The organism is Streptomyces sp. NPDC089799 (genome assembly GCF_040684755.1).
GTDB lineage: Bacteria > Actinomycetota > Actinomycetes > Streptomycetales > Streptomycetaceae > Streptomyces.
In genome coordinates this window covers 1-25,624 of record NZ_JBFBGR010000056.1, presented here as the reverse complement: position 1 = coordinate 25,624, position 25,624 = coordinate 1, and the positions used below count along the sequence as shown (strand labels likewise).

The 25,624-nt window shown below is 73.1% G+C and carries 24 protein-coding genes; 10 read left to right on the top strand and 14 right to left on the bottom strand.

Annotated elements, in window-relative coordinates; translation table 11 throughout:
• Window positions 1–56: 56 nt before the first annotated feature.
• Window positions 57–878: an SDR family oxidoreductase gene (locus AB0O36_RS35490; RefSeq protein ID WP_365117758.1), complete on the bottom strand. Its 822-nt coding sequence runs from the start codon at window positions 876–878 to the stop codon at window positions 57–59.
• Window positions 879–1,224: 346 nt separating this feature from the next.
• Here AB0O36_RS35490 and AB0O36_RS35485 point away from each other — a divergent pair, with 346 nt between their 5' ends.
• The 4 genes from AB0O36_RS35485 to AB0O36_RS35470 are packed head-to-tail and all read left to right on the top strand — an operon-like array spanning window position 1,225 to window position 4,961.
• Window positions 1,225–2,391, top strand: a complete 1,167-nt coding sequence (locus AB0O36_RS35485) for an acyl-CoA dehydrogenase family protein (protein WP_365117756.1) — start codon at window positions 1,225–1,227, stop codon at window positions 2,389–2,391.
• A 56-nt stretch (window positions 2,392–2,447) separates the two neighbouring features.
• Window positions 2,448–2,891 (top strand): nuclear transport factor 2 family protein, encoded by a 444-nt coding sequence (locus tag AB0O36_RS35480; RefSeq protein WP_365117754.1) that lies wholly within the window; start codon window positions 2,448–2,450, stop codon window positions 2,889–2,891.
• A 10-nt stretch (window positions 2,892–2,901) separates the two neighbouring features.
• Window positions 2,902–3,972 (top strand): LLM class flavin-dependent oxidoreductase, encoded by a 1,071-nt coding sequence (locus tag AB0O36_RS35475; protein WP_365117752.1) that lies wholly within the window; start codon window positions 2,902–2,904, stop codon window positions 3,970–3,972.
• Window positions 3,969–4,961 (top strand): 3-hydroxyacyl-CoA dehydrogenase NAD-binding domain-containing protein, encoded by a 993-nt coding sequence (locus AB0O36_RS35470; protein WP_365117749.1) that lies wholly within the window; start codon window positions 3,969–3,971, stop codon window positions 4,959–4,961. The genes AB0O36_RS35475 and AB0O36_RS35470 overlap by 4 nt, the downstream gene beginning before the upstream one ends.
• A gap of 167 nt (window positions 4,962–5,128) precedes the next feature.
• On the opposite strand, the gene AB0O36_RS35465 is transcribed toward AB0O36_RS35470, so the two are convergent.
• Entirely contained in the window at window positions 5,129–6,274 is a 1,146-nt protein-coding gene (locus AB0O36_RS35465) for a nucleotide disphospho-sugar-binding domain-containing protein (protein WP_365117746.1), read from the bottom strand.
• Window positions 6,275–6,597: 323 nt separating this feature from the next.
• On the opposite strand from AB0O36_RS35465, the gene AB0O36_RS35460 reads away from it, so the two are divergent.
• From AB0O36_RS35460 to AB0O36_RS35435, 6 genes are all read left to right on the top strand, one after another.
• Entirely contained in the window at window positions 6,598–7,512 is a 915-nt protein-coding gene (locus tag AB0O36_RS35460; RefSeq protein ID WP_365117744.1) for an NADP-dependent oxidoreductase, read from the top strand.
• Window positions 7,513–7,598: 86 nt separating this feature from the next.
• Entirely contained in the window at window positions 7,599–9,047 is a 1,449-nt protein-coding gene (locus AB0O36_RS35455) for a DHA2 family efflux MFS transporter permease subunit (protein WP_365117741.1), read from the top strand.
• Between the two features lie 121 nt (window positions 9,048–9,168).
• Entirely contained in the window at window positions 9,169–10,092 is a 924-nt protein-coding gene (locus tag AB0O36_RS35450) for an NADP-dependent oxidoreductase (RefSeq protein WP_365117739.1), read from the top strand.
• 30 nt (window positions 10,093–10,122) lie between these two features.
• Complete coding sequence (locus AB0O36_RS35445; protein ID WP_365117737.1) at window positions 10,123–11,271, top strand: nucleotide disphospho-sugar-binding domain-containing protein; 1,149 nt, start codon at window positions 10,123–10,125, stop codon at window positions 11,269–11,271.
• 131 nt (window positions 11,272–11,402) lie between these two features.
• Complete coding sequence (locus AB0O36_RS35440; RefSeq protein WP_365117735.1) at window positions 11,403–12,122, top strand: class I SAM-dependent methyltransferase; 720 nt, start codon at window positions 11,403–11,405, stop codon at window positions 12,120–12,122.
• 41 nt (window positions 12,123–12,163) lie between these two features.
• On the top strand, window positions 12,164–13,228 hold the full coding sequence (locus tag AB0O36_RS35435; RefSeq protein ID WP_365117732.1) for a hypothetical protein: 1,065 nt from the start codon (window positions 12,164–12,166) through the stop codon (window positions 13,226–13,228).
• Between the two features lie 148 nt (window positions 13,229–13,376).
• On the opposite strand, the gene AB0O36_RS35430 is transcribed toward AB0O36_RS35435, so the two are convergent.
• From AB0O36_RS35430 to AB0O36_RS35375, 12 genes are all read right to left on the bottom strand, one after another.
• Window positions 13,377–14,330, bottom strand: a complete 954-nt coding sequence (locus AB0O36_RS35430; protein ID WP_365117731.1) for an SRPBCC family protein — start codon at window positions 14,328–14,330, stop codon at window positions 13,377–13,379.
• A gap of 183 nt (window positions 14,331–14,513) precedes the next feature.
• On the bottom strand, window positions 14,514–15,767 hold the full coding sequence (locus AB0O36_RS35425) for an acyltransferase (protein WP_365117727.1): 1,254 nt from the start codon (window positions 15,765–15,767) through the stop codon (window positions 14,514–14,516).
• A 153-nt stretch (window positions 15,768–15,920) separates the two neighbouring features.
• Window positions 15,921–17,240, bottom strand: coding sequence for an MFS transporter (locus AB0O36_RS35420; protein ID WP_365117723.1), 1,320 nt, complete (start codon window positions 17,238–17,240; stop codon window positions 15,921–15,923).
• A gap of 306 nt (window positions 17,241–17,546) precedes the next feature.
• A complete protein-coding gene (locus AB0O36_RS35415; protein ID WP_365117720.1) occupies window positions 17,547–18,446 on the bottom strand; it encodes an alpha/beta fold hydrolase in 900 nt (299 codons plus the stop codon).
• Between the two features lie 88 nt (window positions 18,447–18,534).
• Entirely contained in the window at window positions 18,535–18,708 is a 174-nt protein-coding gene (locus AB0O36_RS35410) for a hypothetical protein (RefSeq protein ID WP_365117718.1), read from the bottom strand.
• The gene (locus tag AB0O36_RS35405) at window positions 18,705–19,316 is read right to left on the bottom strand and encodes a nuclear transport factor 2 family protein (RefSeq protein WP_365117717.1); all 612 of its coding nucleotides are present in this window, start codon (window positions 19,314–19,316) and stop codon (window positions 18,705–18,707) included. The genes AB0O36_RS35410 and AB0O36_RS35405 overlap by 4 nt, the downstream gene beginning before the upstream one ends.
• Window positions 19,313–20,278, bottom strand: coding sequence for a Gfo/Idh/MocA family oxidoreductase (locus tag AB0O36_RS35400; protein ID WP_365117714.1), 966 nt, complete (start codon window positions 20,276–20,278; stop codon window positions 19,313–19,315). The genes AB0O36_RS35405 and AB0O36_RS35400 overlap by 4 nt, the downstream gene beginning before the upstream one ends.
• Window positions 20,278–21,693, bottom strand: a complete 1,416-nt coding sequence (locus tag AB0O36_RS35395) for an NDP-hexose 2,3-dehydratase family protein (protein ID WP_365117712.1) — start codon at window positions 21,691–21,693, stop codon at window positions 20,278–20,280. The genes AB0O36_RS35400 and AB0O36_RS35395 overlap by 1 nt, the downstream gene beginning before the upstream one ends.
• Window positions 21,690–22,994, bottom strand: a complete 1,305-nt coding sequence (gene rfbH, locus AB0O36_RS35390) for a lipopolysaccharide biosynthesis protein RfbH (protein WP_365117711.1) — start codon at window positions 22,992–22,994, stop codon at window positions 21,690–21,692. Before rfbH ends, AB0O36_RS35395 begins: the two co-directional genes overlap by 4 nt.
• Entirely contained in the window at window positions 22,991–24,007 is a 1,017-nt protein-coding gene (rfbB, locus tag AB0O36_RS35385; RefSeq protein ID WP_365117709.1) for a dTDP-glucose 4,6-dehydratase, read from the bottom strand. Before rfbB ends, rfbH begins: the two co-directional genes overlap by 4 nt.
• A 119-nt stretch (window positions 24,008–24,126) precedes the next feature.
• The gene (locus AB0O36_RS35380) at window positions 24,127–24,429 is read right to left on the bottom strand and encodes an acyl-CoA carboxylase epsilon subunit (protein WP_365117707.1); all 303 of its coding nucleotides are present in this window, start codon (window positions 24,427–24,429) and stop codon (window positions 24,127–24,129) included.
• A gap of 32 nt (window positions 24,430–24,461) precedes the next feature.
• Window positions 24,462–25,624, bottom strand: a 1,163-nt coding sequence (locus AB0O36_RS35375) for an acyl-CoA carboxylase subunit beta (protein ID WP_365117706.1), incomplete at its 5' end; no start/stop codon positions are given.

Sequence of the window (25,624 nt, the reverse complement as noted above, 5' to 3'; positions counted from 1 at the left end):
CGGGCGGACGGGGTTCGCGGTTTCCGGGGACCGGGGTCACTCCCGGCCGGTGGTGGTCACTCCCAGTCGGTGGTGATCGCCCCGTCCCGTCCGTACACCCGCATGCGCTGGACCAGGAGCTCCTCCTTGCGGACCTCCTCCAGGCGCTCCAGGAGCACGTCGAGGTCGTGGTCCACCGACAGGTACCGGCCGTGCAGCGCGTCGTACCGGCCGGAAGCCAGCGCCGTCACGAGCCTGCCGCTGTGTTCGGCGGGAGTCCAGTCCATGTCGGGGAACTTCGCGGCGAACGTCGCGGTCAGCCGGGTGTTGACGGCACCGGGGCTGATGGCGAACGTGCGGACGGGGCTGCCGGCCCGGTCGAGGGACACCCCGAGCGTCTCGGTGAGCCGCACCAGCGCGCTCTTGCCGAAGGAGTACGAGGTGAGCGGGTAGGGCAGCACCCCGCTGTCGCTGCCGAGGGTGACGATACGGCCCCTCCCCTCGGCGACCATCGTGGGCAGGAAGGCCCTGATGCAGACGAGCGGGCCGCGGACGTTGGACTCGACGTCGCGCCACCAGGCCCCCAGGTCGGCCTCCCACAGCGGGGGCTCGTCCGGTGTGTACACCGCGGCGTTGTTGACGAGCAGGGTCGTGGGACCGAACCGGTCGTGGACGCGCGCGACCGCGTCGGCCACGGCCGCCTCGTCGGTGACGTCGGCGGGCACCGCCAGCACGCGCGGCGCGGCGTCCCCGGCCAGCGCGGCCGTCTCCTCCAGTTCGTCCCTGCTGCGCGCGAGGACGGCGACCTTCGCCCCCTCGGCGGCCAGGGCCAGGGCGATGGCCCGGCCGATCCCCCGGCCGCCGCCGGTGACGACGGCCACCTCGTTCGACAGGGTCATCCGTACCTCCATGCGTGTGGGCTGCTGTTGCGGCTGCTACGGCCCGCGCTGTCGCTCGGGCTGCTGCCCGTGCTGCTGCTCGGGCTGTTGCTCCGAGGCTGTACGGAGCCGGTCGAACAGCGGTCGAGGAACCGTGCGGTCGGGGACCCGTGCGGTCGGGGAACCGTGCGGTCCGGGCGGCCGCGGCGCGCGGGACGACCTGAGGGCGCCCGCCGCGCGCCGGACTGCCTGGGGTCGAGCACGCCTCCAGCCGCCCTGGACCGGCCACGGCGAAGGTGGGCGCGTTGTCCGCCCGACGCCGCGGCCGCCCCCGGCCCGCCGCGGCGCACGAGGAAAGTGGTCCCGTATGCCAAGCCGGCCGATGTCCGCCGAGGATCTGCTCGCCGGGGCGCGCGAGGCCGCCCTCGTCGCCGGGCGCCACGCCGAGGAGGCCGACGCGGGGCGGGAGCTCCCGCGGCCGGCCGCCGAAGCGCTCGTGGCCGCCGGGTTCGCCCGCCACTTCGTCCCCGCCCACCGGGGCGGCAGCGCCGGAACGGCCACCGATCTGCTGCGCGCCGTCGCCGAGGTGGGGCAGGGCTGTACCTCCGCCGCCTGGTGCGCGTCGGTGATCGCAGGTGCCGCCCGCATGGGTGCCTACCTGCCCGAGGAGGGGCAGGAGGCGCTGTGGGCGGAGGGGCCGGACACCGTGGTGGTGGGGGCCCTGATGCCGCGCGGCAGCGCCGTCCCGGTGCCCGGCGGCTGGCGGGTGACCGGCGAGTGGTCGTACACCAGCGCGGTCGGCTTCTCGGAGTGGGCTCTGGTGTGTGCGCTGGTTCCCCGGGGGGAGACCCGGGAGCCCTGGTTCTTCGCCCTGCCCCGGCGGGACTACGAGGTGAAGCGGACCTGGTCCCCCGTCGGCATGTGCGGGACCGGCAGCGACACCCTGGTCGTCGACGGCGCCTTCGTCCCCGACGCGTACGGCTTCCCGCGCGAGCGGATGGCCACCGGGGGGAGCGTCGGTTCCGACGCCCGCTGCCACACGGCCCCGCTGCGCCTGCTGAGCGGGATCGTCTTCGGGGCGCCGGCACTCGGCGCGGCCCGGGCCGCACTCCGGGTGTGGGCGCGGGGCCAGGCGTCCGCCGGACCCGTACAGGTCCCCGGACAAAGCCCCGGACAAAACCCCGCGCAGGACCCCGTACCGCGCACCCTGCTCGCCCGCGCGACGATCGCCGTCGACGCGGCCGGACTGCTGCTGGAGCGGGCCGCCCACCTCGCCGACGCGCCGGCCGCCACCCGGGTGGAGCTGGCCCGCAGCCCCGCGGAGTGCGCCCTCGCGGTCGAACAGCTCGTGGACGTGGTGGAGCGCCTGGTGCGGGCCTCCGGCAGTTCCAGCCAGCTGGCCGGGCACCCCCTCCAGCGCATCTGGCGGGACGTGCACGGCCTCGCCAGCCATGTGGCCCTGCGTTTCGATCCGCCGGGCGGCGCCTACGGGGCGCTGCTGCTGGAGAGCTCCGGCACCGTCCCCGCCCCCTGACCTTCTGACCCAGCCCCGCCGGGAGTCCCGGCGTACGTGAGGAAAGGCAGTTCCGTATGACCGACTTCGTCTCGGCCGATCTCTACGCGCAGGTGCAGCAGTTCTACGCCCGCCAGATGGGCCTGCTCGACGACGGCAGGCCCGACGAGTGGGCGGCCACCTTCACCGAGGACGCCGTCTTCCAGGAGGCGAGCCGGCTCAACGAGCCGCTGCGCGGCCGGCAGACCATCCGGGATTCCTCCCGGGCCCGCAAGCAGCGCCTGGCGGACGAGAAGCTGGACTTCCGGCACTGGCTCGGGATGCTCTCGGTGGTCCCGCAGGAGGACGGATCCCTGCAGACGCGGGCGTACGCGCTGGCCATGCGCGTGCCGCGGGGCGGCGCCCTCGACATCTTCGCCAGCGTGGTCATGCACGACCGGCTGGTCCGGGTGGACGGCACCTGGCAGGTGCGCCACCGCGACCTGACCCACGACGGCTCCGGCCGCGACGAGCAGGGCTGAGGAGTCCGACGTGAAATTCGGCATCGTCTTCTTCCCGACGGTCGGCCCGGCCGACAAGCCGGCGACCCAGTACTTCGACGAGGCGCTCCGCCTGGCCGACCTGGCCGAGGAACTCGGCTTTGACCACGTGAAGATGGTCGAGCACTACTTCTTCGCGTACGGCGGCTACAGCCCCGACCCGGTGACGTTCCTGGCCGCGGTGGCGGGCCGGACCGAGCGGATCCGGCTGGGCACCAGCGCGACCATCCCCGCGTTCCAGCACCCGGTGAAGCTGGCCGGCAAGCTGGCCATGCTCGACAACATCTCGGGCGGCCGGGTCGACGCGGCCTTCGGCCGTGCCTTCCTGCCGGACGAGTTCAAGGCGTTCGGCATCTCCCTGGACGAGTCCAAGGACCGGTTCACCGAGGGCATCGAGGCGATCAAGCGGCTGTGGTCCGAGGAGGACGTGGTCTTCGAGGGCCGCTTCCACCGCTTCGGACCGGTCACCTTGCTGCCGCGGCCGGTGCAGCAGCCCCACCCGCCGGTGTTCGTCACCACCGCGCGCAGCGCCGAGTCCTGCGCCGAGGCCGGCCGGGCGGGCCACAACCTGCAGTCGGTCCCCAACGTCATGTCGACCGAGGAGCTGCAGAACCGGCTGGCGCTCTACCGGTCGGAATGGGCTGCCTCGGGGCGTGCTCCGGGCACCGAGCAGATCCACTTCAGCTATCCGTGCGTGGTGGCCGAGGACGGTGAGGAGGCGCGCCGCAAGGGGCGCCACGACGACGACCGCAACAGCGCGGCGATCCGTGACGCCGTCGCCTCCTGGGCGGACGTCCGGTCGGCGGCCTACCCCGGCTACGAGAAGCTGGTCGAGGCCACCCGCACCTCGCACTTCGAGTCCAAGCTGGAGCAGCGGAAGCTGCTGATCGGCGCGCCCGACCAGGTGCGGGCGCAGCTGGAGCAGATCGCGGAGTGGTTCGGCGACGACATCACCATCAGCCTCGGCGTGCACTCCGGCCACCTCGGCTTCGAGGACGCGGCGACCACCCTGCGGCTGATGGCCGAGCAGGTCATCCCCAAGCTGAACGGAGCCCGCGCATGAGCCGGGCGGAGCAGGAACAGGTGCAGGAGCAGGAGCAGGGACCGGTGGCGCCCCCGCGCTCGGTCACGGTGGTCGGGGCCGGCACCATCGGCCTGGGCTGGATCGCGCTGTTCCTCGGCCACGGCCTGCACGTGACGGTGAACAGCCGCCGTGCGGAGGCTCCGGCCGTCGTCGCCGACGCCCTGGAGCTGTTCGCGCCCTTCCTGCCCGAGGGCACCGCGGATCCGGACACGTTCGCCGCGCGGCTGAGCTTCGAGCCCGATCTGGAACGTGCGGTCGCCGGCGCGGACGTCGTCGTGGAGAACGCTCCCGAGAACCTGGAGCTCAAGCAGGAGCTGTTCGAGCGGATCGGGAAGGCTGCCTCCCCGGGGGCCCTGCTCCTGTCCTCGACGTCCACCCTCAACCCGGACCACATGGGCGCCCGGATGGCGGACCCGTCCCGTCTGGTGGTCGCCCATCCCTTCAACCCGCCGCACGTGGTGCCGCTGGTGGAGGTCGTCGCGGGCGAGGGCACCGCGCCCGGGGCGGTGCAGGAGGCCGTGGCGTTCCTGGAATCGGTCGGCCGGGTGCCGATCGTGCTGCACAAGCCGATCCTGGCGTTCGCGGCCAACCGGCTGCAGTCGGCACTGCTGCGGGAGTCGGTGCACCTGGTCCGCGAGGGTGTGGTCACCCTGGAGGAACTCGACCGCGTGGTCACGAACTCCATCGGCCTGCGCTGGGCGACCGTGGGCCCGTTCCTCGCGTTCCACCTCGGCGGTGGCCAGGGCGGTCTGCGGAAGTGGCTGGGCACCCTGGGTGCCGGGCTGGAGCGGGGCTGGGAGGTGCTCGGCCGGCCGTCGATGGACGACGCGACGATCCGGTCACTGATCGAGCAGGCGGAGGCGGCGTACGGGCACCGGACCTACGAGGAGTGGGTACGGGTGCGGGACGCCCGGCAGACGGGCATCCTCCGTTCGCTCGCCGAGGCGGACCGGGCCGGGAACGTCTGACCGCGTCCGGCCGGGCTCCGACGGCGGAGCCCGGCCGGACGTTCTTCGAGGAGGCGGCGGCCCGGACGGGCCGTCGCCTCTTCGGTGTGCGCGGAAGGACGGAGCCCGTCTCGGCCGTCCAGGCCGTGGCGGGCTCCGGGGGTGCACGGTGCAGGTGCGCGCCGGGCCTACCGGTTCCCGGTGAGCTCCAGGAGCCGCGGCACCATCAGGTCCGGGCCGGGCTCGGCGGCGAGCCGGGCGGCGCCGGCCCGGGCGGACGCGTGCAGGTCCTCGTCGTGCACGAGGGCCTTCAGCAGTGCGGCGTCGACCTGCTCGGCCGAGCGGTCCAGGCCGAGTCCGCAGCGTTCCACCATGGCCGCGTTGATCCAGTTGTCCGCGCCGTGCGGGATGGCCAGCTGGGGGACGCCGGCGTGCGCGGAGGTGAGGGTGGTGCCGGCACCGCCGTGGTGGATGATCGCGTCGCAGGTGGTGAGGAGGGTGCTCAGCGGGGTCCAGCCCACGACCCGTACGTTCCCGGGCAGGGTGCCCAGGGCGTCGAGGTCCGGGTCGTCGCCCAGGGCGAGGACGAACTCGGCGTCCACCTGGGCCGCGGAGTCGAGCACGCTGTGCAGGCTGCCGACGCCGGCCACGTGGGGGACGGTGGTGCCCAGGGTGACGACGACGCGCGGGCGCTGCTTGGGCTCGGCCATCCAGTCGGGGAGGGTGCCGCCGCCGTGGAAGGGGACGGAACGCATGGTCCAGCCCTCGCCGTCGCCGTGCATCATGCTCTCCGGCGCGAAGTACACGGACTGGATGCGGGGCAGTTCGTGCGGGACGCCCATCCGTTCGTAGAGCGGCGCCAGATACGGCAGGAACCGCTCGGGCATGGCTCCTTCGCGCAGGAAGCTGAATCCGTGCTCGACGGCCGGGATGCCGAGGGCGCGGGCGGTGACCAGGGCGGCGCCGTTCAGCCGGGAGTAGACGATCAGGTCCGGCTGCCAGGCCTCGGCGAACCGGAGGGTGCCCTCCAGCATCAGGTCGCTGACCCGGGAGAACTTCTCCAGGATGATGTCCGGGGTTTCCAGCGTACGGGCGATCGCCAGGCCCCGTTCGCGCATGGCCCGGGCCCGCTCCTCCGGCGACCCGGCCCTGGGGAAGATCGAGAGGAAGTCGGCGCCGGCGGACACCTCGCGCACGGCGAATCCCGCGTGGGCCGCGGCCTCGGTGGACACCCCCGAGGTCGCCACCGCCACGTGGTGGCCCGCGGTGCGGAACGCCCATGCGAGCCCCGAGGACGGGTACAGGTGGTCAAGTCCTGGGGATATGGCGAACATTACGCGCATCGCGACGACCTCTATTCCAGACGATCCGGTGGTGGTGGCGGCTGCGGACGGCCGCTCCGGGAGCGTCCCCGTCACCGCTCGACGCGGAGTCGAGCGGCGCCTGATCGCCCGGGCGTGCCGTGCCGACGGCACGGGGCCGGCAGGCCCGTCGCGGGGACGGAGCGGGGGCCGGGGCAGCGTCCGGCCCGTGGATCCGGAGTCGAGGCCGGTTCGAGGCCGCGGAACGATCGTGTTCGGACCGGGTGGGGGCAGCGCGGGCCGACGCGGTGTCCCCGTCCCGGCCAAGCAATCAACCGAGAGTGCGGAGATCGCCCATGAAGGCTGCAGCCCTTTCGTCGTTCGGCGGGCCGGAAGTCCTGGCCCTGACCGACGTTCCGGATCCCGAGGCCGGTGCCGGCACCGTCCGGGTCCGCGTCCGTGCCGCCGGTGTCCAGCATTTCGACACCGGCATCCGCCAGGGCTGGGCCCCGCCGTCCGTCGACCTCACCTTCCCTGTGGTGCCGGGCAACGAGTTCGCCGGAGTCGTCGACCAGGTCGGCGAGGGGGTCACCGGCTTCGCGGTGGGTGACGAGGTCCTCGGCTACACCACCACCAAGAGCTACGCCGAGTACGTGGTGGCCCCGGCCGACCAGATCGTGCCCAAGCCCGAGGGGATGCCCTGGGACGTGGCCGGCGGGTTCACCGCCAACGGCCTGGGCGCCCACCTGTGCCTGCAGGAGATGGGCGTCGGCCCCGGCGACACGGTGCTGATCCACGCGGCGGCCGGCGCGCTGGGCACGTTCTCGGTCCAGCTGGCCAAGGCGTGGGGGGCGACCACCGTCATCGGCACGGCGAGCGAGTCCAACCACGCGTACCTGCGGTCGCTCGGCGCGATCCCGGTGACGTACGGGGAGGGGCTGGTGGAGCGGGTCCGCGCGATCGCCCCCGAGGGCGTCGACACCGTCATGGACAACGTGGGCGGCGACACGCTGCGCGCCTCGGTCGAGGTGGTCAAGGACAGGAACCGCATCCGGACGATGATCGACGACGAGGTGGCGGAGGAACTCGGCATCCCGCTGCTGAGCGCGGGCCGTTCGGCCACCCGGCTCGCCGAGCTCACCGACCTGTACGCCAAGGGCCTCATCAAGATCAACATCCGTAAGGCGTACCCGCTCGCGGAGGCCGCCGAGGCCCACCGCGACATCGAGACCGGTCACGGCCGCGGAAAGATCGTCCTGACCGTGGACTGACCCCCTTCGTCCCGCCGCCGGCGCCGGACTCCCGTCACGGCGCCGACGGACCGCTTCCCCGATCGCGGAAGGTATCCGACTCTCACATGTCAGCAGAACTCAGCACGGCGGGGGCACCCCGGGCGGAAAGGGAAGCGAGTCTCTTCGCGCTGGGCTTCGTCGTCATCCTGGCCACCATCGTGGCCGCCATCGACGGCACGGTGACGGTGGTGGCCATCGACTCGATGACCCACGAGTTCAAGTCGTCGACGCAGGCCGTCCAGTGGGTCACCGGCGCCTACCTGCTGGCGACCTGCGCCGCCATCCCGGTGTCGGGGTACGCGGTCAACCGCCTGGGCGCCCGGACGGTCTGGCTCTGGTCGCTGTCGGCGTTCTTCGTCTCCATCGTGCTCTGTGCCGTGGCCTGGTCCTCGGGCAGCCTCATCGCCTTCCGGGTGCTGCAGGGCTTCTCCGGGGGTCTCATCGGCATGGTCGCGATGGTGGTGCTGACCCGCGCGGCCGGCCCCGAGCGGGCCGGCCGGGCGTTCAGCGCGGTGGCCGTCCCGTCCACCCTGGCACCGGTGCTCGGCCCGATCATCTCGGGAGCGGTCATCGACGTCGCCAGCTGGCGCTGGCTCTTCATCGGCCAGCTGCCGCTGCTGGGCATCGCCCTGGCGGCGGCCTGGATCATCCTGCCGCGCGACGGCGCCGACCCGGAGGCCCGGCTGGACTGGAAGGGCCTGCTGCTCATCACGCCGGGGCTGTCCGCCCTGGTCTACGGCCTGTCGGGGGTCGCCGAGATCGGCGCCGACGGCCCGGTCCGGGCCGCGCAGGTCCTCGGCGTCGTGGGCATCACGGCCGTGGGCGTCGTCCTCACCGCCATGTTCGTCGTCCACGCCCTGCGCCGGCGCTCCCGGTCGCTGATCGACCTCAGCCCCTTCTCCCACCGGAGCTTCTCGGCCGCGGCGGTGCTCCTCTTCATCGTGGGCTTCCTGCTGTACGGGCTGCTGTTCCTGATCCCCCTCTACTACCAGCAGGTCGCCGGCCTGAGCGCGACCGCCGCGGGAACCCTGCTCGCCCCGCAGGGAGCGGGCATGGGCATCGCGGCCGTGTTCGTCGGCTCCCTCAGCGACCGGCTGGGCGCGCGGCCGGTGGTGCTGGTCGGTCTGCTGCTCACGGTGGCGGGCAGCCTGCCCTTCGCGCTGGCCGGCAGCGACCCGGACAACCTCGTCCTCGGGATCGCGCTCGCCCTGCGCGGCATGGGGCTCGCAGCGGTGTCGATCCCGCTGGCGGCCGCCATGTACAAGACCGACCTGCCGGACGACACCATCCCGCACATCGCCACCATCAGCGCCGTCGCCCAGCGCGTCGGCGGGGCCATGGGCGGTGCGATGGCCGCCGTCAGCCTGCAGCTCGCGGCCGGCGGCGACGCCGGTACCGACGCGTCCGCGTTCACCACCACCTTCTGGTGGATGACCGCCCTGCTCCTGGTACCCCTCGCGCTCTCCGTGCTGCTCCCCGGGAAGAACCGGGCCCCGGCACCGGAGCAGGCGTAGCACCACCCGGACTTCGCACCACCCGGACTTCGCACCGCCCGGGACTTCGCACGACACCGGACTTCGCACGACCCCGGACTTCGCACGACCCCGACCTCGACCCGTATGGGAAAGGACCATCATGAAGGCAGCGGCAGCGTCCTCGTTCGGACCGCCGGAGGTACTGCGGCTCCAGGAGCTGGAGACGCCGGTGGCCGGCCCCGGCGAAGTCCGGGTCAAGGTCAAGGTCGCCGGCGTCCAGCCGTTCGACGCGGCCATCCGCCGGGGCTGGGTCCCGCCCTTCCTCGCGGTCCAGCCGCCGGCCGTACCGGGCAACGAGTTCGCCGGCGTCGTCGACCAGATCGGCGACCGCGTCACCGGCGTCGAGACCGGCACCGAGGTCATCGGGTTCAGCACCCTCGGCGCCTACGCCGAGTACGTGGTGGTGCCCGCCGACCAGATCGTGCCCAAGCCGGCCGCCATGCCCTGGCGGATAGCCGGCGGCTTCTCCGGCAACGGACAGGGAGCCCACCTCGCCCTCTCCAACATGGGCGTCCACCAGGGCGACACGATCCTCATCAACGCCGCGGCCGGCGCGCTCGGCACCTTCGCCGTCCAGCTCGCCCTGAAGTGGGGGGCCGGGCGGGTCATCGGCACGGCGAGCGAGGAGAACCACGACTACCTGCGGTCGCTGGGCGCCGTCCCCGTCACCTACGGCGAGGGGCTGGTCGAGCGCGTACGGGCGGTGGCGCCGGAGGGCGTGGACGCGGCCCTGGACGCGGCGGGCCCGGAAGCCCTGCGCGCCTCCGCCGAACTGGTCAAGGACCGCACCCGGATCCGGACGATGCTGTCCTTCGACGAGGCCCGCGAACTGGGCATCCCGCTGTTCGGCCCGGGGCGCTCCCAGTCCCGCCTGCAGTCGCTCGTGGACCTGTGGGAGGAGGGCGGCATCACGATCCACATCCGGCATGCCTACCCGCTCGCCGAGGCCGCCGAGGCGCACCGTGTCGTCGAGGGGGGCCACGGGCGGGGCAAGATGGTCATCCTCGTCGACGACGAGGCGTGAGGACCGACCTGTCATGAGGATCGACGAGTCATGAGGGTCCTGTTCGTCTTCGAGGGCGGGGCGGGTGCCATCCTGCCGCTCGTCCCCTTGGCGCAGGCGTTCCGCAGCGCCGGCCACGAGGTCATCGCCGCGGCCCACGCGGACGCCCTGCCGAACCTGCTGGGCGCCGGCCTCGCCGCCGTCGCCGCACCGCAGAAGGCCCCGGCCGACTACCGGGTCGTACGCGACGGAAAGCTGGTCCCGCTGACCGGCGACCGCGACGAGCGCGCCGAGGTCTTCGGGTCCATCGGCGCGCAGATCGCCGTCGACAGCCACCGCGATCTCCAGGACCTGGTCCGCAGGTGGCCGCCGGACCTCCTGGTCGGCGGACCGCTGGCGAGTGGCGCCCAGCTGCTCGCGGCACAGACCCGGATCCCCTACGCCGCCGTCGAGTTCGGTTTCGCAGAGCCCCGCAACTGGCACCGGGTCACTGCCGCGGAACTGCGCAGGCAGGGCTTCACGGACCTGCCGGAGCCCGACATCACCCTGATCCTGGCGCCGGACGAGCTGAGGACCCCGCCCGGGGACTCGCTGCTGCTGCGCCCGGAGGGCAGCCCGCTGCGATACGTCCCGTACGCCCCGGCCCAGCCGGTGGAACCGTGGATGCACGCGAAGGGCGACCGCCCGCGGGTGTGGATCTCGGCCGGGAGCAGGGTCAGCAAGGAGTACGCCCTCGACTACCTGACGGGACTGATCGAGTCGGCCGCCGGCCTGGACGTCGAGCTGCTGATCGCCGTGCCGGACCACCTCGCCGACGCGCTGGGCCGAGTGCCGGACCATGCCAGGGTCGGCTGGCTGCCCTTCGACGTCCTGGCCCCCACCTGCGACCTGGCGGTCCATCACGGAGGGGGCAGCACCCTGCTGGGGGCAGCGGCGCACGGCGTGCCGCAGCTCGTCATCCCGTCCGTACCCGAGTTCGTGGAGTGGCTGCAGCCGGCCGGCCGGAGCGGCGCCGTCAGGCTCCTCGGCCCCGCGGACAACACGCCCGCCGCGATCCTGGCGGCGTCCCGCGAGATGCTCGCCGACCCGTCGTACCGGCAGGCCGCCGAGCGCCTGCAGGACCGGATCACCGCACTGCCCTCCCCCCACGAAACGGTCGGCCGGCTGGAGGCCGTCGCCCTGGCCGGCGCCCGTTCCTGAGCGGCCCTGCGGCCCCCCACGCCCAGGCCCTCACCGGCCCCCTGGCCTCCCGGCCCCCACCGGCCCGCACCCCACTCACACCCACCGATGCGCATCGACGTGCTTCCCGAGCATCCTCTGGAGGAACACCCATGTACGAAAGCAACAACGCGGCGGAGATCTACGACCTGCTGTACCAGGACCGGAAGCACTACGCGGGCGAGGCGGCCCGGGTCACCGAGCTGATCCGGGAGCGCAAGCCGGACGCGAACAGCCTGCTGGACGTGGCCTGCGGCACCGGCATCCACCTGGCGGCGTTCGCGAAGCTCTACGACCGGGTGGCCGGCCTGGAGCTGTCCGAGTGGATGGCGGGCCTGGCCGAGGAGCGGCTCTCCGGGGTTCCGCTGCACCGCGGGGACATGCGCTCCTTCGAGCTCGGCGAGAGCTTCGACACCGTGGTCTGCATGTTCAGCTCCATCGGCTACCTGAACACGGTCGCCGACCTGGAGGACGCCGTCGCGGCCATGGCCCGGCACCTCTCCGAGGGCGGCGTGCTCGCCATCGAGCCCTGGTACTTCCCGGACACGTTCATCCCGGGCTACGTCTCCACCCACGCCCTGAAGACCGGCACGGGCGACCAGGGCATCGCGCGCGTCGCCCACTCGACGCTGGAGGGCAGGCAGACCCGGATGGAGATCCACTATCTGACGGCCGACTCCGCGAAGGGCATCACGCACCGCAGCGAGGTCGATTACCTGACGCTGTTCTCCCGCGAGGAGTACGAGACGGCGTACCGGAAGGCCGGACTGACCCCGGAGTACGTGGAGACGGGCAACGGCACGCCCGGCTTCTACTTCGGCACCCGCAAGTAACGGGCTCGCGGGCTCTTTTCCCACACAACGGGGGTTTCATTGTGACGCACAAGTACAGAGCGAAACTGGGCATGGCGGCACTGGCCGGACTGCTCCTGGCCGGCCAGGCCGCGGTCAGTCCGGCGGCCGCCGCCACGCCCGGCGCACAGGCACCTGCCGCCTCGGCGGTCGCCTACTCGGAGCTCTCCATCCTCCCCGGCGGCACCACCAACCGCTCCTTCGGCATCAATCTGAACGGCCAGGTCGCCGGGGACTCCGGCACCGCCTCCGGGAAGATCCGCGCCGTACTGTGGAACGAGGCGGGTGAGCCCACCGACCTGGGTACCCTCCCCGGCGACGACTCCAGCACCGCCTTCTCGGTGAACAACACCGACACCGCCGTGATAGGCCGTTCCATCGGGACCGTCGAACGCGCCGTCCGCTGGGACCACAACCGCCGCATCACCGAGCTCCCCGGACGTCCGGGAGCCGCCACGACCCGTGCGTACCACGTGAACGACAGCCGGGTCACGGTCGGCTTCTCCATCACCGCGGACGGCAACTGGCACGCCATGCGGTGGGGTGCCGATGCCAGGCCGACCGAGCTCCCGGCGCTGCCCGGTGACCCGTCGGCCGGGGCCACGTGGATCAACAACCTGGGTGTCTCGGTCGGCGCGTCCAGCACCGCCGAGGGCCGCAACCGCGCCGTGCGGTGGGGTGCCGACGGCCGGGTGACCGAGCTGCCGGCCCTGCCCGGGCACGGCGACAGCGCCGTCACGGCGGTCAACGACGCGGGCGTCATGGTCGGCGGCTCCAGCGTGACCGCGAGTTCGCCGACCAAGGCGGTCGTCTGGACGCGCGGCGGTGCGGTCCGGGAGCTGCCCACGTTCCCCGGTGACACGGGCAGCTATGCGCTCGCCCTGGCGGAGAACGGGGTGGCCGTCGGCTACTCGGTGACCCCGGCGGGGAAGCACCGTCCGGTGGTCTGGAAGACGGACGGCACGGTGCACGCCCTGCCGTTCGGCGGCCCGGGCGCCGGTGATGCGTACGCGGTGCAGAACGGCGTCGCGGTCGGTGTCGTCACCGAGTCCGGCGCACCCTCGCGCGCAGGGGTCTGGCGGAGGTAGCCGGCCGGAACGGCCGCGGCACGGCTCCTTCGGGGGCCGTGCCGCACGTTCCGTGACGAGAAAACGGGGTGGTACCCGCGGCCGGCCGCGGGTACCACCCCGTTCTCGTCAGGACGTCAGGACGTCAGGACGTCAGGAGTCCGGACGGTCAGGACGTGAGGGTACGGACCCCGTCGAGGACCAGTCGGACCTTCGCGCTCAGTTCGGTACGCACGAAAGCCGCCGCATCGGCCTCGCCCTTCCCGTCGCCGAGGAGGGCGGCGATCCCGTCCGGCCGGAGCACCACGGTCTGCCGCGAGGTGACGGTGGTCCCGGACGGGGCCGGCTCCAGCTGCCAGACGACGGTGTGGCTCGCCCCGATCGGCGGCAGCACCAGCTGCTTGTACGCGATGGCCCGGTCCGGGAGTCCGGCCCGGGCGGTCCGCATGGCCAGCGTGGTCCCGTTCCTCTCCGCCGTGTGGACTTCGACGAGCTGGAGGTCGTCGGCGTCCTGCAGGATCTCGGCCCGCACCACGTGCGGCAGGAACCCGGGCCACTTCCCGACCTCGTACAGGGCCTCGTACACCGCTGCCGGAGCGGCCGTCATCTCCACCGTGTCCGTGACCTCGACGAGCAGGCCCGGCCGGTGTGCGAGGAGTTCCGCGGCTCCCTTGACCGCGGCCGTCTCGGCGTCCGCGACCGTATCGATGATCCGCCCGGTCGCCTCGACTTCGGCCGGGCCGCCGTCCGTGAGCGTGAACGCGTGCAGCAGCCGTACGGTGCAGGTCCGGTCGGTCAGCGGCACCACCACCCACGAACGGTCCATGGACGCCAGCGGGGCGGCCGGCGCCTCCGGGCGGAAGTCGATGCGCAGTCCGGCCTCGTCGAGCCGACGCAGTGCGACCCACCGCTCGACGCGGTCGCCGGTCGTGGTCCACATCGCGACCCGTTCGTGACCGTCGTGCCGACCGATGGCCTCGGCGTGTACGAACGGCCTGAAGAGCCAAGGCCAGTTGGCCAGGTCTGCGAGCAGTCGGTAGACGTCCCGGGCCGGTGCCTCGACCGTGATCTCGTGGGCTGCCCGCCCCGCCGGTGCGGGGTGCGCGTCGTTGGTCTGTGCCATGGTTCCGTTCCTCCTGGCCGTGTGGTGTCGTGCGGTGTCGTGCGGTGTGGTCCGGTGAGGCGGCGATGGTCTCGGACCGGGCTGGAGAACAGCTCAAGCCCGGCTCCGCGCGCACGGAGCGCGCGGAGCCGGGCGGGTGTGAGCAGATCAGGGGCGAGAGCTGGGTCAGCCGTGCCGGCCGTGTCAGCCGTGCCGGGCGGCAGCCGGTTCCGGGGCGGGAGCGGGGGCGGGGGCGACCCTCGCCGCGGTGCGCGGGGCGCCGGCGACGACATGGCTGCCGCCCGGAGCCCGCAGCCGGGTGCCCTCCGGCTCCTGCGGAACGGCCTGCCGCGCCCTGGGCCGCGACCAGCGCTGCATCGCCGGCAGTTCGACGAACCGGTGGAGCACCCAGGCCAGCACCAGCGTCAGCACCAGCCAGACGCCGATCCGGGCGACCGCCTCGGCCGTGTCCCACTGGTGGCCCGTACCGAAGTCCACCGGACCGTAGTAGGCGACCAGCATGTGGACCACGTAGATGGCGAACGAAAGCTCGCCCAGTCTCACCATCGTGCGCCCGGCCAGGAAGCCGCCGCGTCGGTCGGCGTCGCCCTGTGCCGCGGACCCCAGCACCAGCGCCATCGGGATCAGGGCCGGCAGCACCAGGGTGTAGGAGCCGGGCAGGTACAGCGTCCCGAGGTAGCCCGGGACCAGGGTCAGGGCGGCCGCGGTACGACTGATGCGGATCCACCGGCCCTCGATCACGAGGCGGGCCAGCAGCATGCCGAGGACGAACTCGAACAGCCGGCTGACCGGCAGGAAGTAGACGAACCAGAACTGGTACCAGCCGTACGAGAGCCCCATGTCCTGGTACGGGAGCAGGGTTTCGGCGGCGACGGCGATGGCGGCCGGGCCCAGCACCATGGCTCCGGCCCAGGCCCAGAGGCGGCCCGCCCGGATGCGCTTGACCAGGACCAGCAGGAAGGGGAAGCACAGGTAGAAGACCAGCTCGGCGCCGAGCGACCAGGCCGGCCCGTTGACCCCGCGGACCACGGCGTACTCGGGGAACCACGCCTGGACGAGGAACAGCCCGGGCAGGAACTCCTTGCCGGCGACGGCCTGGCCGGCCACGGCGGCCAGCGCGAATCCGGCGATCCAGGCGACGAAGTGGGTGGGGTAGACCTTCGTGAAGCGGCGGCGCCAGAACAGCGCGGGCCGGTCCCCCGGCCTCGCCGACCAGGTGAGCACGAAGCCGCTGAGCATGAAGAAGAACGACAGCGCGGGGAAGCCCACGGTGCCCAGGTACCGGTCCAGGCCGGTGTTGATGTTCTCGCTCGTGAACATGTAGGCGCCCGACATGTGGGCCAGGAACACGAGCACAGCTGCGATGAACCGTATGCCGGTGAGGGTGGGGAGCTCGGCCGGCCGCGGAGTCGGTGCGGCGGAGGTGACGGGTGTCATGGATTCCTCGATGGGTGAAGGGGCTTCTTCATGTGCGGAGGACCGAACGGGACGGGACGACGGCCCGGGACGACGGCCCGGGCGGAGGGGCGGTCAGGAGTGGGGACGGCGGCGCGGGGCGGCCTGCGCCTGACAGGTGCCGGGCGGCCGGCGTCAGGACCGCGAACCGCCCCGGACGGTCTCCTGTCCCGCGGCCGGCGGCGGCGCGGTCCGGGTGGTCCCGCGGCGGCGCAGGTGCGCGGCGAGTACGGCCAGGGCGGCCAGCACGGACGAGACGCCGCCCAGGACCAGCCCGAGGCGGGCCCCGTACGCCTCGCTGACCGCCCCGGTGAGGAGTGCGCCCAGCGGCGTGGTGCCCTGGAAGACGAGGGTGTAGAGGGCCATGACGCGGCCGCGGTAGGCCGGGTCGGTGCCCAGCTGGATGTGGTGGTTGGCGGCCTGCGCGAACCAGATCGAGCCGAAGCCGGTGAGGAACAGCAGCACGACGGCGGCGCCGTAGCCGGGGGCGAGGCCGGAGAGGGCCTCCAGCGTCCCGAAGCCGGCGGCCGAGCCGATGACCAGGGCCGCCCGGGGACGGCTGCGGCGGGCGGTGGTCGCGAAGGCCGCCACCAGGGATCCGGCCGCCAGCGAGGTGGTCAGCAGGCCGAAGGCGGCGGCGTCGGTGTGGAAGACGGTCTTGGCCAGCAGCGGCAGGGTGAGCTGGAAGTTGAAGCCCAGCATGCCGACCACGGCCACCAGCGCCATGGGCAGCAGCAGGTCCCGGCGGGCCAGCATGTACCGGATGCCCTCGCCGACGCCGGCACGGTCCGGCCGGGTCCGGCCGCGGTGCAGCTCCGCGGGCCGGATCAGCAGCAGCCCGAGGACGGTCGCCAGGAAGCTGACCGCGTTGAGCAGCATCACCGGACCGGTCCCCCACCAGCCGATCAGCAGCCCGGCCAGGGCCGGCCCGGCCACCCGGGCCGTGTTGAAGTACGCGGCGCTGAGCGCGGAGGCGTTGGGCAGCAGCTCCCCGCCGACCAGCTCGCTGACGAAGGACATCCGGGTGGGCACCTCGACGGCGTTGACCGTGCCGAGGGCGAGGGCGAAGAGGTAGACGTGCCAGAGCGCGGCGGCCCCCGCCAGCACCAGCAGCGCCAGCATCAGGGCCAGCACTCCGGCCGCCAGGTTGGCGGCGACCAGCAGCCGGCGCTTGTCGTGGCGGTCGGCGAGCCCGCCCGCCCACAGGGTGAGCAGCAGCAGCGGGGCGAACTGGCAGGCGGTGACCACGCCCAGCGCGGTGCCGGAGTCACCGGTCATCGACAGCACCAGCCAGTCCTGGGCGACGACCATCATCCAGGTGCCCGCCACCGACACCAGCTGGCCGGCGGCGAACAGCTTGAAGTTGCGGACCGTCAGGGACTGGAAGGTGGTCGCCAGGAGACGCCGTACGGCCGGCTCCTGATGGCCCTTCACGCGCCGGTGCTCGCTGCGCATCTGTTCTGACCTGTGCTTTCTTCCGTTGTCAGGGGCGGCCGTCACCGTGCGCATCGTGGCGGCGGCAGCGGGGGGCGGGGCTCCGCCCGCGTCATGCCGGCCTCTTCGCCGACGGATCGGGCGGGTGGCGCACCGGCGTACGGGGGGACGGACCCGGTGCGCCACCACCCACTCCACGCCACCGTCGGGGGATGTGCCGGGGCGGGAGCCTTGGGGGAGGGAGCGTCCGCGGCGGGGGACCCGGGTGGATCCAAGGGGATCCGAGGGGGACCCCGGGGGCCCTGGGCGCGGACTGACTCCCTCCGGTTATCGGTGCCGCCCGGGAGCGGCGGTCTCGCGGGCCAGGAGGCATTCCTCCAGGAAGGCCAGCACCCTCAGGTGGTACGTACGGGCCGCCCAGCCCAGCGAGATGTTGTGCCCGGCGTCGGACTGCCGGGCCACCTCCACCCGCGGGGCGGCCAGCGGCTCCAGCAGCTCGCCGAGCGCCGCCTCGTCGTGCCGCCACCACTGCTCCTGCTCGGCGAAGGTGAACCGGACGGGCACCCGGACCCGGGCGGCGATCCCCGGGTACGCCCGCGGCCACTCCAGGACGTCCCGGGCCTCCCGCTCCGGGGTGGGACGCACCAGCTCCTGGCCGAGCCGGAAGGCGCCCGGCGGGTAGAAGCGCAGGGCTCCCCAGTGCCGGCGCCAGGCGCCGCGCCCGTCGGAGGCGGGCAGTTCGTGCCGGTCCACGGCGAAGTGCCGGCCGAGGCCGGAGACGTCCACCCCGAGCAGGGGCAGCTCCGCCCGCGGTTCGGCGGCGGCCGACAGGGCCAGCCGGCCGCCGCTGGAGTGGGCCACCAGGAAGAGGCCCGCGCCGAGGTCCCGGCCCCGGGCGAACCCGGACAGCGCGGCGTACAGCAGCCGGGTCTGCCCGGCCAGGTCGAGCCCCTCGGGCAGGTACGGGGCGGAGGCTCCGTAGCCGGGCCGGTCCAGGGCGAGCACGGTGGCGCCCGCCCCGGCGGCGAGGGACAGCAGGGACTGGCCGGGGATCGCCCGGCCGTCGAAGTAGCCGGCGCTCATCCCGCCGCCGTGCAGGGCGACGAGGAGGGCGCGCGGGACGTCTCCTCCCGCGGCTTCGGCCAGCAGCCCCGAGAGCGGGATGCCGTCGGCGTCGAGTTCGACCGGGCGGACGGCCGGCCTGGCCGCTGACGGAAGCAGGTCCATGGACACTCCTGGGGTTCGGTGTGGGGGGAGGGGCGGGGCCGGTGCGGGCCGGCCGGCGGGCCGGTCGGCCCGCACCGTTGCCCGCCGGTCAGCGGGCCGGGCGCGAGCCGCGCACCCGGGTGACGGCCAGGCCCCAGGTCAGCCGGCGGTGCAGCAGGGTGCGCAGCGGGAGCCCCGGACCGCACGGCGGCGGGGACCGGTGGTGCTGCGCGGCGTCGCGGAAGGGGGTGGTGCTCCGGACGCCCTCCGGGCGGCCGCTCACCAGCGGAGGCCGCTGAAGTCCGCCGGCCGCCGGCCGGTCGCCCACACCACGTGGAAGGAGATCCGGTTCAGCCGCCAGCCGGCGTCCGTCCGGACCGCTCCGGCGTCGTACCAGCCGCCCACGTCGAAGGGCTCGACGGGGTCTCCCGCGTCCTCCTCGTCCCGGTGGACGTGGGTGGTGAGCTGGTGGACCCGCAGGGTGGCGGCGTCGCCGGTGACGCGGATGTCGTGGGTGGCGCCGAGGTGGTGGGTACGGGCCCACCGGCCCTTGGCCCGCCGCAGGAACGCGGCGTATCCGGTGATCCCGGTGACCGTGCCGATGGGGTAGCGGAACTCCGCGTCCTCGGTGAACAGCTCGGCGAAGCGGGCCGCGTCTCCGGCTGTTCCTTCCCCGGCAAGGTCGTCGCCGGCAGGCCCGTCGCCCGCATACCCGTCGCCCGCATACCCGTCGGGCCGGTCGAGCGAGATCACGTAGCGGTCGAACAGCTCGCGCAGCTCCACGCGGTCCCTGAGGTCCCGCACCTGGGCGCGCAGCGCGGCGAGTTCTCCCTCGCGCCCGTCACCGCGCCCGCCATCGTGCCCGTCAGCGCGTTCGCCCGCCCGCGTCATACGACCACCGCGCGCCGCCGGATCCCGTCCAGCAGCTCCGCCTGCCACGGCACCGCGGGGTCCGTGGCGGCCCCGGTCCGCACCGCCTCCGCGAACGCGGAGACGGCACGGGCCACCTGGTCGTCGGCGGGGAGGACGATCTCCTCGGTGCCGGCGCGACGCTCCAGCAGGATCCGGGGCCGGTGGTCCGCGGGCGGGGTGAACGCCCGGTCGACGGTGATGCAGCCCTCGCTGCCCCGGAACTCGTACCGGGACCGGTAGGCGTGGTCGAGGCCGAAGGACAGCTGGGCGCCCACCCCGTCCCGGGTGTGCAGCAGGGCCGTGCCCCCGATGTCCACGGCGCGGCCGGGCCCGCCGCGCCGGAGCACGGCGCCGGCGGTCTCCAGCGGGCCGCCCAGCAGGTGCAGGGCCGCCCGGACCGGGTAGACACCGGTGTCGAAGAGGGCACCGCCGCCGAGCGCGGGGTCGTGGCGGATGTCGTCGTCGGGCAGCCGGGGCACGGTGAACGCGGCGTGGAGGGAGCGGGGCTCCCCGATGGCGCCGTCGGCCACCAGCCGCAGCACCTCGGCGTGCTGCGGGTGGTGGACGAAGAGCACGTTCTCCCGCAGGGCCAGCCCGGCGGACCCGGCCAGCGCCGTCAGGGTCCGGGTGGCCACCGGGTCGGTGGTCAGCGGCTTCTCGGCGAGGACGTGCCGGCCCGCGCGCAGCGCGGCCTCCACCCACGGGGCGTGCAGCGCCGCCGGCAGCGGCACGTACACGGCGTCGATGTCGTCCCGCTCCAGGAGCGCCCCGTAGCCGGTGACGGGTAGGCAGCCGGCCTCTGCGGCGACCGTACGGGCCTTGGCGGCGTCGCGGCTGGCGACCGCGACGAGCTCGGTGTCCGGGCAGGCCCGGAAGGCGGGCAGCATGCGTCGGCGGGCGAACTCGGCGCAGCCGAGCACGCCGATGCGTACGGGGTCCATCAGAGGCGCACCGCGCCCGAGGTCAGGCAGGACAGCAGGGTGCGGGCCTGCACGTTGACGTAGTGGTTGTGCCGGAGCAGCCCGGTGAGCTGGTACGGCGTCACCCACAGGTATCCGGGCGGGGGGTCGAGCGGGGCCTGCTCCTCGTCCGCCTCGACGAACAGGTAGCGGCTCTCCGCGTTCAGGAAGCGGCCGCCCTCCTCGGAGTGCAGGGCTTCGTAGACGATCCGGGACGGGTCGGCGTCCAGCACGAGGTCGAGGAAGGCGGGCCGCCGGTCCTGCGGCAGGTGCCCGTAGTTCGACGGGGTGTACTGGACGGTGGGCCCGAGCTCGACGGTGTCGGCGAACCCCGCCTCGACCCTGGCGTGGGCCAGGACGTGCGGTACTCCCCCGATCCGACGGGTCAGGAAGGCCGTGACGCCGATTCCCTTGGGCTCGAACAGCGGCTGGGTCCAGCGGGCGACCTCCCGGCTGCCGGCCTGGACGGAGACGCCGACCACCCCGAAGTAGCGGTCGTCCTCGTGCTCGATGGCCGATTCACCGCGCTTCCAGCCGGGGATGCCCTCCAGCGGCACCCGCTCCGCGACCACGTCGTGGCGGGAGCGTTCGGCGGTGAACCAGGACAGCAGCCCGGTGTCGGTGTGCAGGGCGGCCGCGTCCGGGTCGGGCAGGGGCGCGCAGGCGAGGACGGTCCGCGCATCCATGTTGATGACGTTGTCCTCGCGGAGCAGGGCGCCGATCTGGCCGAGCGTCAGCCAGCAGAAGTCCTCGTGCGGGTCGACCTCGCCGACGGCCTCGACGAGCATGTTGCGGTTGCTCTTGCGGTAGAACCAGGAGCCGTGCTCGGACTGCAGGGCGTCGGCGAGGACCCGCCCCCGGGAGGGGTCGGTGAAGTACTCCAGGTAGCGGACGTCCGCGCCCTTGTGGGCCTTGGTGTAGTTGCTGCGGGTGGCCTGCACGGTCGGGGAGAGCTGGAGCAGGTTGCGGTTGCCCGGTTCCATCTTGGCCTGCATCAGGAAGTGCAGGACGCCGTCGAACTCCTTGACGACGATGCCGAGGATGCCGACCTCGGGCTGTTTGATGATGGGCTGGTACCACTCCCGGAAGGGGCCCTCGGTGGTGGACACCCGCAGACCCTCGACGGTGAAGAAGCGGCCGCTGCGGTGGACGAGGTTGCCGGTGGCCTCCTCGAAGTACCAGCCGTCGAGTTCGGCGAAGGGGATCCGGTCCACCCGGAAGGCGTGGGCCTCGCGGCGGCCGTCGAGCCACCGGTGCACGTCCTCGGTGCGCAGGTGCGCGCCCCGGTCCGCGGCGGCCGACCGGGCGAAGCGGTCCGGCAGGCCGGCGTCGGCGCGCGGCCGCAGCGTACGGGGGGCGGTGGTGGTGCCGGCGGTGTCGGCGGTGTCGGTGCTCACGAGCGGGCCTCCACGAACTCCTTCACCGAGGCGACCATGTAGTCGGTCATCTCTTCGGTCAGCGCCGGGTACACGCCGATCCAGAAGGTCTGCTCGGTGACGATGTCGCTGTTGGTGAGCTCGCCCACCACGCGGTGGTCGGTTCCGATGTACGCCGGGTGCCGGGTCAGGTTGCCGGCGAACAGCCGCCGGGTGCCGATCTTCCGGTCCTCCAGGAAGTCCACCAGCGCGGCCCGGGAGAAGGGCGCGTCGGGCTGCACGGTCAGCGCGAAGCCGAACCAGCTCGGGTCGCTGCGCGGCGTGGCCTCGGGCAGCAGCAGGTGCGGGACCCCGTCCAGGCCCTCGCGCAGCCGGCGCCAGTTGCGGCGGCGGGCCGCGCAGAACTCGTCGATCTTGTCGAGCTGGGTCAGGCCCAGGGCCGCCTGGATGTCGGTCGCCTTCAGGTTGTAGCCCACGTGGGAGAAGATGTACTTGTGGTCGTAGCCCTCGGGGAGGGTGCCCATCTGGTACTTGAAGCGCTTGAGGCACTTGTTGGTCTCGCCCGGCTCGCACCAGCAGTCCCGGCCCCAGTCGCGCAGCGACTCCACGATCCGGGCCAGGGCCAGGTTCGAGGTCAGCACGCAGCCGCCCTCGCCCATCGTCAGGTGGTGGGCGGGGTAGAAGCTGACGGTGGTCATGTCGCCGAAGGTGCCGGTGAGCTGCCCGTCGTAGAGGGATCCGACGGCGTCGCAGTTGTCCTCGACGAGGAACAGATCGTGCTCCTCGGCGAGCTGGGCGATCTCGGCGACCTCGAACGGGTTGCCCAGCGCGTGGGCGATCATGATGGCGCGGGTCTTCGGCCCGATGGCCTGGGCGACCCGGTCCGCGGTCGTGTTGTACGTGCCGAGCTCCACGTCGACGAAGACCGGCACCAGCCCGTTCTGGATGATCGGGTTGACGGTGGTGGGGAAGCCCGCGGCGACGGTGATCACCTCGTCGCCGGGGAGCAGCCGCCGGTCCTCCAACGTGTGCGAGGTGAAGGCGGTCATGGCCAGCAGGTTCGCGGAGGACCCGGAGTTGGTCAGGTGCGCCTTCCGGTGGCCCATCGTGCGGGCGAACCGGGATTCGAACCTGCGCGAGCTGGGGCCGGCGGCGATCCGCATCTCCAGGGCGGCCTCGACGATCGCCCGGCGGTCGGCCGCGTCCAGCACCGCGCCGGCGGGCCAGATCTCGGTGGTGCCGGGGACGAACGGGCGGTCGTCCTGGACGTCCTGGTGGAACTTGGCGGTCTCGTCGAGGATCAGTGCCTTGTGGACGTTCATGACGCGTTTCCTTCCTTGCCTTCCTTGCCGTGCTCGGACCGTTCGCTGCCGTGCTTGACGGACTTCCACCAGTCGGGGTTGTCGCGGTACCAGGCGACCGTGTCGGCCAGGCCCTGCTCGAAGGGGATGCGGGGGGCGTACCCGAGTTCCTCGCGGATCTTGGTCTCGTCGAGGGCGTAGCGGAGGTCGTGCCCCTTGCGGTCGGGGACCTGCCGGACCATGGAGCCGTCCGCACCGCAGAGGTCCAGCAGCCGCTCGGTGATGTGCAGGTTGGTCTGTTCGTTGCCGCCGCCGATGTTGTAGACCTCGCCGGGGCGGCCCCGGTCGAGCACCAGGGCGATGGCCCGGCAGTGGTCGTCCACGTGGAGCCATTCGCGGACGTTGCGGCCGTCGCCGTACAGCGGTACGTGCTTGCCCTCCAGCAGGTTGGTGACGAAGAGCGGGATCAGCTTCTCCGGGTGCTGGTACGGGCCGTAGTTGTTGGAGCAGCGGGTGACCGACACCCGGAGGCCGTGGGTGCGCCAGTAGGCCCGGGCGATCAGGTCGGAGGCCGCCTTGGAGGCGGCATAGGGGGAGTTGGGCTGGAGCGGCCACTCCTCGGTCCAGGCCCCCTCGGTGATGGAGCCGTAGACCTCGTCCGTGGAGACGTGCACGACCCGTTCGACGCCGGTGGCCAGGCAGGCGTCGAGCAGGGTCTGGGTGCCGCCCACGTTGGTGGCCACGAACTCCGCGGCGGAGTCCACGGAGCGGTCGACGTGGGATTCGGCGGCGAAGTGCACCACCGCGTCGTGCCCGGGCAGCAGGTCCCGGACGAGTCCGCCGTCGCAGATGTCGCCGTGGACGAACTCCAGACGGGGGTGCGAGGCCGGCAGGTTGGCCCGGTTGCCGGCGTAGGTGAGCTTGTCGAGGACCGTGACGCGGGTCTGCTCGTGACCCTCGTACCCCCCGTCGAGCAGGGTGCGCACGAAGTGGGAGCCGATGAATCCGGCTCCTCCGGTGACCAGCAGTTCCATGCTGTCACCTCGGTTCCTGTCCGGTCGGTGGCCGGCTGGGGGCATGGGAGGTCTCCTCCTGCGGGGAAGAACGGGCTGGGGAAGAACGTCTTGGAAAAGACGGCCGGGGAAGGGGCGGGTCAGGCGGACCGGGCCTGGGCGGCCCCGTCCTGCCAGGTGCGGGGGCCGAGGAAGGCGGCGGTCCGGTCCGGACGCCGCCAGGTCGACGGCGCCGGCCCTGCGACGGCCGTGCCGCCGTGTTCGGACTCGAGGGCCGCCGCGCGGGCGAGGACGACGGCGGTCAGCGCCGCCAGTTCCTCGGCGTCGGGCCGGCCCCTCACCACATTGATCACGGGAAGGGGACCGGGCCGGGCGTCGGGCTGCGGATCGGGCTGCGGATCGGGCTGCGGATAGGTCCGGGGGGAAGGCTCGGGTGTGGCCACGGAGTGCTCCTTGTGCTCGGTGCCGCCGCGCGCTACTGCGGCGGGTTTCCGTGCTTCCGGGCGGGCAGGTCGGCGTGCTTGGCGCGGAGCATCTCCAGGGAACGGATCAGCACCGCACGGGTGTCCGCGGGATCGATGACGTCGTCGATCAGGCCGCGTTCGGCCGCGTAGTACGGGTGCATGAGCTCGGACTTGTACTCGGCGATGCGCCGGGCCCGGACCGCCTCGGGATCGTCGGCGGCGTCGATCTCGCGCCGGAACACGACGTTCGCCGCGCCCTCCGCGCCCATCACGGCGATCTCGTTGGTCGGCCAGGCCAGCGCCAGGTCGGCCCCGATCGAGCGGGAGTCCATGACGATGTACGCGCCGCCGTACGCCTTGCGGAGGATCAGGCTGATCCGCGGAACGGTGGCGTTGCAGTACGCGTACAGCAGCTTGGCGCCGCGCCGGATGATCCCGTTGTGCTCCTGGTCCACGCCGGGCAGGAAGCCGGGGACGTCGACCAGGGTGACCAGGGGGATGCTGAACGCGTCGCAGAACTGGACGAACCGCGCGCCCTTCTCCGACGCCTCGATGTCCAGCACACCCGCCGTCGCGGCCGGGTTGTTGGCGACGACCCCGACCGTGTGCCCGTCGAGGCGGGCCAGGGTGCAGACCAGGTTGGGCGCCCAGGCCGGGTGCACCTCGAAGTGCTCCCCGTCGTCGACGACCTCCTCGATCACCCCGCGGATGTCGTACGCCCGGCCGGCCTCGGCCGGCACCAGGTCGAGCAGGGACGCGTTGCGCCGCTCGGCGGGGTCCCCGGAGCGCTCGACGGGAGCGAGCTCGCGGTTGTTGGCGGGCAGCAGCGACAGCAGGTGCCGTACCTCCTCCAGGCAGGTCTCCTCGTCGTCGTAGGCGAAGTGCGCCACCCCGGAAGCCGAGGCGTGCACGTCGGCGCCGCCGAGGCCGTTCTGGGTGATCTCCTCGCCGGTCACCGCGCGGACCACGTCCGGGCCGGTGATGAACATCTGCGAGGTGTCCCGGACCATGAACACGAAGTCCGTCAGGGCCGGGGAGTACGCCGCACCGCCCGCGCACGGGCCGAGCATCACGCTGACCTGCGGGATGACGCCCGAGGCACGGGTGTTGCGCTGGAAGATGCCGCCGTAACCGGCGAGCGCGGACACGCCCTCCTGGATACGGGCGCCCGCGC